General features: G+C 62.0%; 12 protein-coding genes and 1 pseudogene. 7 read left to right on the top strand and 6 right to left on the bottom strand.

The genetic code is table 11. The features are described 5' to 3' along the window. The first annotated feature begins 29 nt into the window (after nucleotides 1-29). The 4 genes from V8P77_RS15020 (at nucleotide 30) to V8P77_RS15005 (ending at nucleotide 3356) form a co-directional block, all read left to right on the top strand. Nucleotides 30-254 (top strand): aa3-type cytochrome c oxidase subunit IV, encoded by a 225-nt coding sequence (locus tag V8P77_RS15020; RefSeq protein WP_017962129.1) that lies wholly within the window; start codon nucleotides 30-32, stop codon nucleotides 252-254. Between the two features lie 153 nt (nucleotides 255-407). Beyond that, nucleotides 408-1556, top strand: coding sequence for a Re/Si-specific NAD(P)(+) transhydrogenase subunit alpha (locus V8P77_RS15015; protein WP_335913153.1), 1149 nt, complete (start codon nucleotides 408-410; stop codon nucleotides 1554-1556). Then, entirely contained in the window at nucleotides 1556-1954 is a 399-nt protein-coding gene (locus tag V8P77_RS15010) for a proton-translocating transhydrogenase family protein (protein WP_003542949.1), read from the top strand. The genes V8P77_RS15015 and V8P77_RS15010 overlap by 1 nt, the downstream gene beginning before the upstream one ends. Nucleotides 1955-1961: 7 nt before the next feature. Further along, nucleotides 1962-3356 (top strand): NAD(P)(+) transhydrogenase (Re/Si-specific) subunit beta, encoded by a 1395-nt coding sequence (locus V8P77_RS15005; protein WP_027667797.1) that lies wholly within the window; start codon nucleotides 1962-1964, stop codon nucleotides 3354-3356. An 81-nt stretch (nucleotides 3357-3437) separates the two neighbouring features. Here the strand turns inward: V8P77_RS15005 and V8P77_RS15000 are convergent, their stop codons facing one another. From V8P77_RS15000 to V8P77_RS14980, 5 genes and pseudogenes are all read right to left on the bottom strand, one after another. Beyond that, nucleotides 3438-3920: a DUF992 domain-containing protein gene (locus tag V8P77_RS15000; RefSeq protein ID WP_131644626.1), complete on the bottom strand. Its 483-nt coding sequence runs from the start codon at nucleotides 3918-3920 to the stop codon at nucleotides 3438-3440. Between the two features lie 114 nt (nucleotides 3921-4034). After that, nucleotides 4035-5687, bottom strand: a complete 1653-nt coding sequence (locus V8P77_RS14995) for a sensor histidine kinase (RefSeq protein ID WP_335913152.1) — start codon at nucleotides 5685-5687, stop codon at nucleotides 4035-4037. A 501-nt stretch (nucleotides 5688-6188) separates the two neighbouring features. Continuing rightward, entirely contained in the window at nucleotides 6189-7058 is an 870-nt protein-coding gene (locus V8P77_RS14990; RefSeq protein WP_003542941.1) for a tetratricopeptide repeat protein, read from the bottom strand. 135 nt (nucleotides 7059-7193) lie between these two features. Continuing rightward, entirely contained in the window at nucleotides 7194-7409 is a 216-nt protein-coding gene (gene rpsU / locus V8P77_RS14985) for a 30S ribosomal protein S21 (RefSeq protein ID WP_003542939.1), read from the bottom strand. 178 nt (nucleotides 7410-7587) lie between these two features. Continuing rightward, nucleotides 7588-7822 (bottom strand): annotated as a pseudogene (locus V8P77_RS14980) (adenylate/guanylate cyclase domain-containing protein); the annotation flags it as partial. Between the two features lie 157 nt (nucleotides 7823-7979). Between V8P77_RS14980 and V8P77_RS14975 the strand changes: the two are divergent. Next, complete coding sequence (locus V8P77_RS14975) at nucleotides 7980-10151, top strand: CHASE2 domain-containing protein (protein WP_335913151.1); 2172 nt, start codon at nucleotides 7980-7982, stop codon at nucleotides 10149-10151. A gap of 6 nt (nucleotides 10152-10157) precedes the next feature. On the opposite strand, the gene V8P77_RS14970 is transcribed toward V8P77_RS14975, so the two are convergent. Further along, nucleotides 10158-11201, bottom strand: coding sequence for a FecR family protein (locus V8P77_RS14970; RefSeq protein ID WP_335913150.1), 1044 nt, complete (start codon nucleotides 11199-11201; stop codon nucleotides 10158-10160). A 252-nt stretch (nucleotides 11202-11453) separates the two neighbouring features. Here V8P77_RS14970 and V8P77_RS14965 point away from each other — a divergent pair, with 252 nt between their 5' ends. Further along, complete coding sequence (locus V8P77_RS14965) at nucleotides 11454-12707, top strand: sarcosine oxidase subunit beta family protein (protein WP_335913149.1); 1254 nt, start codon at nucleotides 11454-11456, stop codon at nucleotides 12705-12707. Continuing rightward, a complete protein-coding gene (locus tag V8P77_RS14960) occupies nucleotides 12707-13108 on the top strand; it encodes a hypothetical protein (protein WP_077979481.1) in 402 nt (133 codons plus the stop codon). The genes V8P77_RS14965 and V8P77_RS14960 overlap by 1 nt, the downstream gene beginning before the upstream one ends. Nucleotides 13109-13116 lie beyond the last annotated feature (8 nt).

The following is a 13116-nucleotide window of genomic DNA, read 5'->3' as shown; positions in this document are numbered from 1 at the left end:
TGCAGAGGCATTTCAGGGAGACGATATTTATGGCCGAACATCATACCGGACCGGTCGAGACCGGCGCGCCGATGGACTACAAGGAACATGAAAAGACCTACGACATGTTCGTCGCCAGCGCGAAATACGGCTCGATGCTTCTCATCGTCCTCCTGCTTGCGATGACCGCCGGTTTCTTCGGCGGCGCCGGCCTTCTCGGCGGTCTCTTCGTCTTCATCATTCTACTCGCTGCCGGCATCTTCCTGCTCCGCTGATCGCGTGGATTCAGAGGGTCAGAGCGTCCTTTGTGGTCCGAAAGGACGCACGGCGCTCTGAGGGGAGGAGAGCTTCTCCGAAGCTTTTGAATGAGGTGCTTGGCCCGCGCAGGGAAGCCTGCGGCGGTCTGGCTGACCCGGAGGAGGGGGCAGTTGGGCAATATCGTTTTCGTTGCAAGGGAAAACACGGGCGAGGAGACGCGCGTCGCCGCCTCCGCCGAGACCGTGAAGAAGATGAAGAGTTTCGGCTTCGACGTCGTCGTCGAAGCCGGTGCCGGTGCGGCTTCGCGCATTCCGGACGGGGAGTTCGAGGCCGCCGGTGCCAGGATCGGCAGTTTTGCGGATGCAGCCTTGGCCGACGTGGTGCTGAAGGTGCGCCGTCCTAGCGGATCGGAAATCTCCGGCTATAAAAGCGGCGCCGTGATCATCGCCATCATGGATCCCTACGGCAATGACGAAGCGATCGCGGCACTGGCAAGTGCCGGGCTTTCGGCTTTCGCGATGGAACTGATGCCGCGCATTACCCGCGCTCAGTCCATGGACGTGCTGTCGTCCCAGGCCAATCTCGCCGGTTACCAGGCCGTCATCGAGGCAGCGGCGGTTTATGACCGTGCCATGCCGATGATGATGACGGCGGCCGGCACAGTGCCGGCCGCCAAGGTCTTCGTCATGGGCGCCGGCGTCGCCGGTCTTCAGGCGATTGCGACCGCGCGCCGCCTGGGTGCTGCGGTCTCGGCCACCGACGTTCGCCCCGCCGCGAAGGAGCAGGTCGCCTCGCTCGGCGCCAAGTTCATCGCCGTCGAGGACGAGGAGTTCAGGGCGACGGAAACGACCGGCGGTTATGCCAAGGAAATGTCCGCCGACTATCAGAGGAAACAGGCGGCTCTGGTTGCCGAACACATCGCCAAGCAGGATATCGTCATCACCACCGCGCTGATCCCCGGTCGTGCGGCGCCGCGCCTCGTTTCGCGCGCCATGCTCGCCTCGATGAAATCAGGAGCGGTCGCCGTCGACCTCGCGGTCGAGCGCGGCGGCAATATCGAGGGCGTCGTCCCCGGCGAGATCGCCGACGTCGAAGGCGTCAGGGTGATCGGTTTCGCCAACATGCCGGGCCGGGTTGCGGCCAGCGCCTCGGCGCTCTACGCCAAGAACCTCGTCACCTTCCTCGAGACCATGGTCAACACGGAAAGCCGGAGCGTCGTCGTCAATCTCGACGACGAGCTCGTCAAGGCGACGATGCTGACCTATGCCGGCGACGTGGTTCATCCCGCCTTCGGCGGCGCGAAGAAGGGAGACATCTGATGGCCAGTGAAGCAATGGACAGAGCGCTGGAGCAGCTCGACCAGGCGGTGACCGCCGTCATAACGGCGGCGGCCCAGGCACCGGAAGCGGCAAGTGCTGCGACCGGCGGGGCGATCGATCCCTTCGTCTTCCAGCTCGCCATCTTCGTATTGTCGATCTTCGTCGGCTATTACGTCGTGTGGTCGGTGACGCCGGCACTGCATACGCCGCTGATGGCCGTCACCAATGCGATCTCCTCCGTCATCGTCGTCGGCGCGCTTCTGGCCGTCGGCATCTCGACCAGCGGGCTCGCGACCGGCTTCGGCTTCGTCGCCCTCGTGCTCGTCTCGGTCAACATCTTCGGCGGTTTCCTCGTCACGCAGCGGATGCTTTCGATGTACCGCAAGAAGGACCGGTGAGGGACCGATGACCAATATCGCAGCCTTCCTCTACCTCGTCTCCGGCGTGCTCTTCATCCTGGCGCTGCGCGGCCTGTCGCATCCGGCCACCAGCCGCAAGGGCAATCTCTACGGCATGATCGGCATGGGGATCGCGATCCTGACGACGCTGGTGCTGGCGACGCCTGACTTCGGCGGCTTCGTGCTGATCGTCCTTGGTCTTGCCATCGGCGGCAGCGTCGGCGCCTATGTCGCCCGCACCATCCCCATGACCTCGATGCCGCAGCTCGTGGCCGGTTTCCATTCGCTGGTCGGCCTTGCCGCCGTGCTGGTCGCGGCCTCTGCGCTCTACACACCTGCTTCCTTCGGCATCGGCGAGATCGGTCACATCCACACCGAGGCGCGCGTCGAGATGGCGCTCGGCGTTGCGATCGGGGCGCTGACCTTCACCGGCTCGATCATCGCCTTTCTGAAGCTCGACGGACGCATGTCCGGCAAGCCGATCCTGCTGCCCTACCGGCATGTGATCAATGCGAGCCTGCTGGCGCTGATCGTGCTCTTCATTATCGGGCTTGCCGCCACCGAGAGTCATTTCGACTTCTGGGCCGTCGTCGCGCTGTCGCTGGCGCTCGGCGTTCTGCTGATCGTGCCGATCGGTGGGGCCGATATGCCGGTCGTCGTCTCGATGCTGAACTCCTATTCGGGATGGGCCGCGGCCGGCATCGGCTTCACGCTCGGCAATCTGGCGCTGATCATCACGGGCGCGCTCGTCGGTTCCTCCGGAGCGATCCTCTCCTACATCATGTGCAAGGGCATGAACCGCTCCTTCGTTTCCGTCATCCTCGGCGGTTTCGGCGGTGAGACGGCGTCCGGCGGACCCGACACATCAGACAGGACGGTCAAGCTCGGCTCGGCCGAGGATGCGGCTTATCTGATGGCCAACGCATCGAAGGTCATTATCGTGCCGGGATACGGCATGGCGGTCGCCCAGGCCCAGCATGCGTTGCGCGAACTCGCCGATAATCTCAAGAAGAACGGCGTCGAGGTGAAATATGCGATCCATCCGGTCGCAGGCCGTATGCCCGGCCACATGAACGTGTTGCTCGCGGAAGCGAATGTTTCCTATGACGAGGTGTTCGAGCTCGAGGACATCAACTCGGAATTCGCTCAGGCCGACGTCGCCTATGTCATCGGCGCAAACGACGTCACCAATCCGGCGGCGCGTGACGACAAGACCTCGCCGATCTACGGCATGCCGATCCTCGACGTCGACCGGGCAAAGACCTGCCTCTTCGTCAAGCGCTCGCTCGGTTCGGGTTATGCCGGTATCGACAATACGCTGTTCTACAAGGACGGCACGATGATGCTGCTCGGCGACGCGAAGAAGATGACCGAGGATATCAACAAGGCGCTCGCGCATTGATCGATGCAGCCGCCCTTCGGCGGCTGTTTGATTATGCAGGCAGGCAACTGCTGTCTGACTTGGCCGACACAGCCGCTTTCGTCAGGTCTCGCCCGGCACGAGCGTCATCTTTTCGACGCCGATTGCCAGGTTCAGGCCCTCCTGAGCCTGGACGTTCAACGGCTGGAGCATGAATGCTTTGTCTGTGCCGCCGGCGATGACCTTGGCGCCGGCGCCTGCACCGATGCTCGCGTCGGCGCCGATCCCGTAATATTCGCCGGCAAGGGCGAACTGCGGGATATCCGTGCCGGTCTTCGCCAGCACCTGCCAGATCATGACGCTCTTGCCGGTCTGGCCGATATCGAGGCCGAATTTCTCAATTTTGCCGGCATAGACCGCCTTGGCACCGCCGGCCGCCGGTGTGTAGGTGCAAATAAGGTTCTTCTGCGAGGTGACGATCAGGCCCTGGCCGCCATCCGATCCGCAGACCAGACGGCCAAGCGTGACATAATTTTCCGCGCCCGCCGGGCTCGCCCAGGCAACGGCTGTCAGCGCCGCGGCTGCGATCATCGTTTGCTTGAACATGGTCTTTCTCCTTTGGAACGACCTGTCCGAAACGGGTGGAGGTTGCGATTGTTCCGGGACGCAGATTCAAAGTGATAGAGCGTCCTTAGCGCGTCTGAAGAGACGCGCGGCGCTCTATTCTCGCTCCAGCGTGGCGCGCTGCGCCGTCAGCACCCATAACAGGCCTTCGGGCCGGAAATCGATCTCAACCGTGCCGCGGAAGGCGGAGGCGGCATGAGCCTTGATAACGGTCGTGCCGAAGCCCGAGCGCGATGGCTCGGTGACCGGCGGGCCGCCGCGCTCTTCCCAGGTGAAGCGGAGCAGGGCATCCGGCTTGTCCTCCTCGCTGACGTCGCGCCATTCGAAGCGGACACGGCCTTGCGGTACGGAGAGCGCACCGTATTTCACCGAATTGGTGGCGAGTTCATGCAAGGCGAGGCCGAGATTCTGCACGGCATCCGGTTTCAGCACGAAGTCTTCGCCGCTGATGTCGATCTGCTCGCGCGATTGCGGGAAGGCGTGCAAATGAATGTCGACGACCCGCCGCAGCGATACCCCTCCCCATTGTTCGCTGGTCAGGAGCTCGATCGAACGCACCAATCCCTCGAGGCGGTCGGCGACGGCGGCGCGGAAGGTCTCGACGCTGTCTGACTGCTTGGCGAGTTGGCGCATCATTGCCTGGGCAAGTGTCAGAAGATTCTTGGTGCGGTGGACGAGTTCATGCATGACGAAACGCAGCCGGTCCTCGGTCTGGCTGCGATCGAAAGAGGCATTGGAAAGGGCAATTGCCACCTGGTTCGCCTCGATGACGCTGGTCTCGACCGGCGAGACGATATGGCCTTCGCCCATTCGGTTTGCCATGTCGGCGATATCGCGAATGGTAGTGCGCACCTGTCTTGCGACGGCATAGGCACCCAGCACGGCAACGAGCACCAGCGCCACGCCACCGATGATAAGGAAACGCCAGGTGCTGAGGATCGAAGCCTGGGCGATCGGTCCCCATATCACCGTCTTCCACGACCAGCCAGGAATCTGAGCATAGCCGAGGAGCATGTGCGGCAGGATCGCTTCGTCCTCGAAGACGCCGCGGGACACGGTGAGCGCCGGCAGAATGCGCGGATCGAAGGGCGTGCCGGGTTCGAGATTGGCGGGGCCAGTGGCCGCGACGACGTGGCCGCTCTCATCGATGACGGCGGCCGACCAGCCGGGGGCAAGGCCCTCGGTGGTCACGAGCTTGCGCAGATCCTGGGCGTTCTGCGTGATGATAAGGGCTGCGACCGGCTCATTCTTCCGCGGCAGGGTGACGTTATAGACCCATTCGCCGCTGGTCCGGCCGCGAAAGACGTCGGACGCTTCGATGCGACCGGACGCCATGGCCGCCTCGAGAGCTGTCATGTTCGCCGTCTTGCCGAGCGGCGTGCCGAACGCCCGACGGGTGTTGAGCAGCTGCTGGCCGGTGCGGTCGACGGCGATGACGAAAAGCGTGTTGTCTCTGAGGGCCGTTTCCGTGCGCTCATGGAAGGAGGCGAAATTACCGTTTTCAAGCTCCGGCGAACTCGAAAGCAGCCGCAGGGTCGTCGCCATGTCCTGGAGCTGGCGGTCGATGATGCGTGAAAGGGCAAGCGCATCCTGGGCGGTCTCGCGCTTCAGCGCCGAACGCTGGTTGTCCTCCAGCTGCAGCAGAAGCAGCGCTACGAAGGCGAAGATCGGCAGTGCGATCGCCACGGCCATGGCGACGAGGTAGGTGCCGATCGAAGCCTTGGGAAAGAACAGCGCTACGATTTTCATCTGTTACGCCACATCGCATGCGCACATGCATAATTCCTTAAATCGGGATGGATTTAAGGACAAAATAATGCAGGAATTCAAAGTGCTAAAGCGTCCTTTGCGCGTTTGAAAAGACGCGCGGCGCTGTAATGCGATTGGCCCGCAACGGTTTTGGCTTGCGGCCAGGAAAGCAAAGATCCGCATCTCTCGCAAACCGCCCCCAACACGTGTTCGAACATCCGATAGCGGGCTATCGAAGCAGGTCCATGTTAGGGGGAGCAAGAGCAGGTTGCAACACACTATGACGGGCCATCGGCGATGATGGACGCTTTTTAGGCTTCTCTATGCAAGGCGCTACGGCCGGCTTTGCGGCAGCGTCGCTTCCTCCGCCCGGCATGGCGCGATATCACCTCAATGATATCTAACGGCTGGAAGATTCGTTTGAGCCATCAGAGACTTGGCCGCAGTCCCGATGAGCGGTGCCACCGGCAAGAGGCGGTTGCGAGCCGCCCGATGATGTTCTTAGCCGGCTGGGGCGACGCCGACGCGAGCAAGGCCGTCACGAGCCGGCTGGTACTTCGGATCGAGACCGATCGCATGGCGATAGGAGCGGGCAGCCTTCGCCTTGTCGCCGCGGCGTTCGTAGACGAGCGCCTGGTTGGCCCAGGATTCGGCGATGTTGCCATTAAGCTCGATCGCATGGTTGAAATCGGCAAAGGCGTTGTCGTCGTCGTTCAGCGCGATATAGGAAATGCCGCGGCCATTATAGGGCTCGGCCGAATTCGGCGCGAGCGAGATCGCTTTCGAGAAATCGTCGATCGCCTTATCCTGCTGATTGCGCTTCTGATAGATCAGGCCACGATTGTGATAGGCGCGGCCATCGGTGGTGCCGAGCTGGATCGCCTTGTCGAAATCGTTGAAAGCCTGATCATCCTGGCCAGCCATGCGATAGACATTGCCACGGCCGATATAGGCGACGTCATAGCTCGGATTGATCTGCAGGGCGGCATTGTAATCGGCAATCGCCTGGGCCTGCTGGCCCATGTTGCGATAGACGAGAGCGCGGTTGGCGTAAGCCTGGAAAAACCGCGGATTGATCTGCAATGCCGTGTTGAAATCGTTCAGCGCCGGACGGAACTGGCCGGCGCGGCCATAGGCGGAACCACGGACGTTGTAACCTTCGGGATCCCTCGGGTTGGCGTTGATAACAGCCGTCAGCGACGCGATATTCTCTTCCGAACCCTGCGCCTTATCGATACGGATCACGGCATCCGTGGTATTGGTCGTCTCGCAGCCGGCGAGGCCGAACATTGCCGCCAGCGCCAAAGCGGGCAGGAATGCCGTTTTCTGCAAGCGCAAAGCGCGGGACGGATTAAAGGTGTTGACAGCCATTCGGGCTCGCTTTCCCCATGCGGCATATCCGGTGCGCGGATATGCGATCTTCAGCGGCAAACTAAAAAAGGCGGCGGCGAACCCATCGCCCCCGCCACAATGCATCTGAAAACGTCGAAAAAACGACGGCAACGCTCAGCGTGCTGCGACCAGACCTTCGCGCTGGGCGCGCTTACGGGCCAGCTTGCGAACACGACGAACAGCCTCGGCCTTTTCGCGAGCACGCTTCTGCGACGGCTTCTCGTAGTAGTCGCGCATCTTCATTTCGCGGAAAATGCCTTCGCGCTGCATCTTCTTCTTGAGAGCGCGGAGAGCCTGATCAACATTGTTATCGCGGACAAGTACCTGCACGAGAATCACGTTCCTTTGGTTGGTTGATGCCGGAGGCGGCGCAGCGGCCAGAGGCAAAACAATAACGTTCGCGCGGCAGCAGCCTTGCGATTGGTGATGCGGGATAGCAGATTGGGTACGGGAAGTCCAGATGGATATGGAAGGCGGGCAGAAAAATCGCGCTTGCCTCGATATCCGGTCACGATCCGGCCGCCTCCGGCTGGGCTTCATCCAGGGCGGCGATTACCTCTTTCAGCGCCGTCCTGACCCCGGAGTCGATAGGCAGGCTCCAGCCGGCTCATATCCAAATGCGGGTCGAGATCGGAGAGATGTTCGCTCAGGACGCGGTTCTTGTGATCGGCGCCGAGCGTCAGCCCATCGACCGCATAGGGCACGATCTCGCGCTGTATGCCTTTCATCGTGATCGGCGGAAGATGCTGTTGCGCCGGTGGACGGAAAGAAAAGGCGGGAAACCGAAAAGAAGCGCCTGGAGCGCAGGTGCGAATGGCGTTCGGGCTGAAAGCGGCGTAGCCTGTCAGCCGGCAGTGCGGGGCCGCTCGAGCGGCCGTGGGAGGGACAGCCGGTGAGATCATGACGCGCGAGCAGCAAATCGGTGTCGTTATCGGTCTGATCATCGTGACTCTGCTGACGATGCTGCGCGCCGGCGATCCCGGGATGTTTAAGCTGATCCGCGGCGTGACGTTCGATGAGTATCAGCGGCTCGTTCCCAGGATCTTCGAGCCGATGCCGGTTCGTGTCATCGACATCGACGAGACTTCGCTCAGCGAATTCGGCCAATGGCCGTGGCCGCGGGATCGGCTGGCCCTGTTGGTGGACCGGCTCTCGGAAATGGGTGCCGCGGCCATCGCCTTCGATGTTCTCTTCTCCGAGCCGGATCGGTTGTCGCCGCGCAATGTCGTCCGTGAGGTGGTCGGGGTCGATCCCTCGCTTGCCGAAAAGCTACCCGACAATGACGAAATATTCGCCCGTTCGATTGCCGACAAGCCCGTTGTGCTGGGCTTCGGTCTTTCCAACGCAGGCAATTACCGGCCGCCCGTAAAAGCGGGCTTCGCATTCACGGGCGAAAGCCCCATCTCGGCCCCGCCCCGTCTCGGCGCTTCGACGCCGCTCAGACCGCAACTGGAGGCCAACGCGGCGGGCCTCGGCCACATCAGCCTCAACCCGGGAAACCCTTCGCCGGTGGTGCGAGCGGTCCCGCTGTTCCTGACCGATGGGGAACAGCTCTATCCGAATCTCGCGGTCGAGGCGCTGCGCGTCGCGCAGGAAGCATCGACCTACGTGGTATCGGGCGCGCCCGACCACGCGGGTATCATGACATCGGCTAAGATCGGCGATTTCGTCGTGCCGCTGACGGCGGCGGGCGAGCTCTGGCTCTATGTCACTCCCGACCGGGCCGAGCGGTATATCTCCGTCCGTCAGGTGCTTTCGTCAGGTGGCGCCTCCGCAGAAGTCGAAGCCGCCATCGCCGGAAGCATCGTCTTCGTCGGCACATCGGCGGCCGGCTTGCAGGACATCCGCGTTACCGCACTGGGCGAGAACGTTCCGGGTGTCTCGCTGCATGCGCAAGCGGTGGAGCAGATCCTCTCCGGCCAATTCCTATCTCGGCCCGACTGGGCGGATGGCCTTGAAATCCTCGTCATCGCAGTGCTCGGATGCCTGCTCGTTGTGGTGACGACTTTCGTCAGCCCCGCCGTCGCGCTCGTCTGCGGTTTGCTAATTACCGCTATGGCGCTTGTCGCGTCGTGGCTCGCCTTTCTTTATGCAGGACTTCTCTTCGATCCGCTGGCGCCGATCATCAGCGGATCGATCACCCATTTTGCCGCGACCTCGTTCAAGATCCTGGTGATCGATCGAGAGCGACGCGAGGTGCGGCGCGCCTTCGGACATTATCTTTCCCCGTCGCTGCTCCACCGTATCGAGCATAATCGCGATGCATTGCGTCTCGGCGGAGACGATCGCGAGTTGACGATGATGTTCGTCGACGTCAGGAATTTTACCGAAATGAGCGAGCGGCTGGCGCCGACGGATGTCGTCGCTTTCCTCAACACGCTGCTCGATGCGTTGAGCCGTCATGTCGTGGCGAATGAGGGCACGCTCGACAAGTTCATCGGCGACTCGATCATGGCATTCTGGAATGCGCCCGTCGATGTGGCGGATCATGAAGCCAAGGCTGTTCGCGCAGCGCTTGCCATGCGCGAGACACTCGCTGAATTGAACGCCGGCGACGCCTTTGGCTTCGGGCCTGATCAGGAGGTCTGCATCGGTATCGGCATACATACTGGCCTTGCCTGCGTTGGCAATATGGGCGCCAAGACCCGCTTCAACTATTCGGCTGTCGGAGATGCCGTCAACGTTGCGGCTCGGATCGAGTCCTCCTGCAAGGAGGTCGGCTTCGATATCCTCATCTCCGACAGCACGGCACGGTCAGTGCCGGAAATGGCGCTGATCGAGGCCGGCGCGCTCCCGCTAAAGGGGAAGAGCAACCGCACACAGATCCTCGCCGTTGTCGGCGATGAGCGGGTCGCGGCATCTCAGGAATTTGCCTCGCTCAAGGTCGTCCATAACCAGTTGATGCAGGCCCTGCAATCACACTCAAGGAATAGCCGGAAGCTTATCGGTACGGCAAAGCTCAGGGCTGTGCAGGTGATCGGCGGTCTGGCTGAATTCTACGAGCGCGTATACCGCAGGGCCGATCATTTCCGCGAGGTGCCGGAGGAGGTCGAAAAAAGCGCCGCAGACTGACAGGCCTCAGCGACCGCGATTGAAATTATGACCCCTGTCGCGGTTCCGATCGTTGTCGTGATCGCGATCTCTATCTCTATCATGGTGGCGCTCGTGCCCCCGATGATCCAAACCGTGATTTCCGGGCTTGCCATCATCGTCATGCCGGCCATGGCCATCATGCTTGTCGGGCCTGTCCGGTTTGTCATGATGGGGCTGATCGTGGTGCGGCCTGTCATGATGAGGCCTGTCATGATGAGGCTTGTCATGATGCGGCTTGTCGGGCTTGTTCGGTCGCTCCTTTTGCGGCTCGGCCTGTCTCTGTGGCGGATCCTGCCTTTGCGGAGCAGGCGCAACTGCCGGTGGAGGCCGCGTTCTGTCTTTTCTTTCCGGCGCAACGGAGGCCATATTGCAGCCGCCGAGCATGCCGATGCCGCCCGCAAGTCGCTGATTGCCGGAGAGGAAGGGTAGGGCGCGCTGATTTCCGAGCGTCGCGAGGATGCTGGGGTCGACCCGGCGTGCCGCGGACATATCGCCATTCGGCTTGGCCACCACGCAATCGCAGCGTTGCTGCAACTGCCGGCAGCCGCCGGGGCCGCAGAAACGGGCAGCACCATTCAGCAACACGATGGCGGTCGTGCCATCCGGGCCGACGTAGAAATCGAAAGCGGTGCCACGTACGCCGATCGTGCCGGCGGGAGTCAGGATCTGGTAGGCCGAGGAGTTGGAATTGCCGCTGACCCAGCGGAATGTGCCCTTTGCCGCCCTAATCGTCAGTTTCTTGACCGATTGGGAATCATCGAAGACATATTTATCGATCACGACCGACGAACCCCAGCCGACCGCGAGCTTCGTGCCGTCACGAAACACGAATTGGCCAAGCCCCGATTGCGACGTCTTGATGCGTTCGTTGCGATGAACGCGGGTGTCGACCTCGATCGGCCCGCTCTGTCCCGTCACCTGCGTCTTGACGACGACGGCCTGGCCGACCGGCTCGGCGGCGAGCGCCGGCCATGCGCCGTTTAACGCGATGCAAAGCGTCGCGACTGATACTGAGCGCCAACCCCACATGATACACATACCCCACACATGTGATTGTTAACATTTTAGTAATTGCTTGTCTTCTAACCCTCTTGGGTTAGGCGGCCGGTCGACGGACAAGCAGAAATGCCGCCGCTTGCGTCATTCGCCCGAAGCGGCATTCTCTTCAGCGTGTCGAAACCAAAGCTCTCGCGCGTCGCAAAAGAACCGTTGTGCCGCATTTGGATTTGCGATTTGTATGAGCGCGGAGAACAGGCCCTTTCCCGAAGGAGAAGAAGGCGGATGCGGAAATATTCGGTTTTTGCCGTGGCACGGGAGGCCCTTCGTGGCCACAGGGGCTGGGAGAAGCAATGGAATTCGCCTGAGCCGCGCGCCGAATACGACGTCGTCATCATCGGCGGCGGCGGCCACGGGCTGGGAGCTGCCTATTATCTCGCCAAGGAGCATGGCATCACCAATGTGGCGGTGATCGAAAAGGGCTGGCTCGGCGGCGGCAATACCGGGCGCAACACCACCATCATCCGGTCGAACTATCTCTACGAAGAGAGCATGCACATCTACGAGCATTCGATGAAGCTCTGGGAGGGGCTTTCCCAGGAGCTCAACTACAATGTGATGTATTCGCCGCGCGGCGTGATGATGCTCTCGCACAATATTCACGACCAGCAGTCCTTCAAACGGCATATCCATGCCAACCGGCTCTACGGCATCGATAATGAATGGCTGACGCCGGAGCAGGCGAAGGCCTATTGTCCGCCGCTCGATATCTCGGCCGGCGCGCGCTACCCGATCAACGGGGCGGCACTGCAGCGGCGCGGCGGCACGGCCAGGCACGACGCGGTTGCCTGGGGTTATGCGCGGGCGGCCTCGGACCGCGGGGTGCACATCATCCAGAATTGCGAAGTGACCGGCATCCGGCGCGGTCCGGACGGACGGGTGACCGGGGTCGAGACCTCGCGCGGCTTCATCGGCGCCAGAAAGATCGCCGTCTCGGCGGCCGGCCATACGACAACCATCATGCAGATGGCTGGTGTGCGCGTGCCGCTGCAATCCAGCCCGCTGCAGGCGCTGGTCTCCGAGCCGCTGAAGCCGATCTTTCCCTGCGTCGTCATGTCGAACACGGTGCATGCCTATATCTCCCAGTCCGACAAGGGAGAGCTCGTCATCGGCGCCGGCACCGACCAGTATAATTCCTATTCCCAGACCGGCGGGCTGCAGATCATCACGCACACGCTCGACGCCATCTGCGAGCTCTTCCCGATGTTCCGGCGCGTCAAGATGATGCGGCAATGGGGCGGCATCGTCGACAATACGCCGGATCGTTCGGCGATCCAGTCGAAGACGCCGGTTCCCGGGCTTTACGTCAATTGTGGCTGGGGTACCGGCGGCTTCAAGGCGACGCCGGGCTCGGCCAATCTCTTCGCGCATCTGATTGCTCGCGACGAGCCGCACAAATTCAACGCCGGGCTGACGTTGGAGCGCTTCCGCAGCGGCCGGCTGATCGACGAAGCGGCGGCGGCGGCGGTGGCGCACTGATGTGGACGGCGGCTTTCCTGACGATCGGGATCAGCGGCGCGGCAATGCCGGCCGGTGACGTCTTTCCCGGCGTCGGGGATTTCCGCCTGCAGGAGATCCACAGGGCTGCCGGCGAAAGCGAATGGCCCTTCGTTGCCGAGAGCGGCACGCTGCTTTGCGCGATGGTCCTGCGCCAGCCAGCCGTCTATTTCGTGCCCGAGGTCGGCGGAACGCCGGGACGTGCCTTCGTGATCGACAACGATATCGCCAAGATGGCTTTTGCGAATATCGGCATGACCGGTGTGCTGGAGCCCTATGACAATTTCGAACAGCTTCTCAAGCGCCTCATTCCCTATGTGACGATGGGAAAGCGTCTCTGCAATCAACCTCCCGGAACCAATGTTTCCGGATCGGAACTCTAAGACGGGTA

It is taken from the genome of Rhizobium aouanii (assembly GCF_037002925.1).
Lineage (GTDB): Bacteria > Pseudomonadota > Alphaproteobacteria > Rhizobiales > Rhizobiaceae > Rhizobium > Rhizobium aouanii.
Note: the sequence above shows the minus strand (reverse complement) of the source record. Positions and strands in the feature narration are given on the sequence as shown.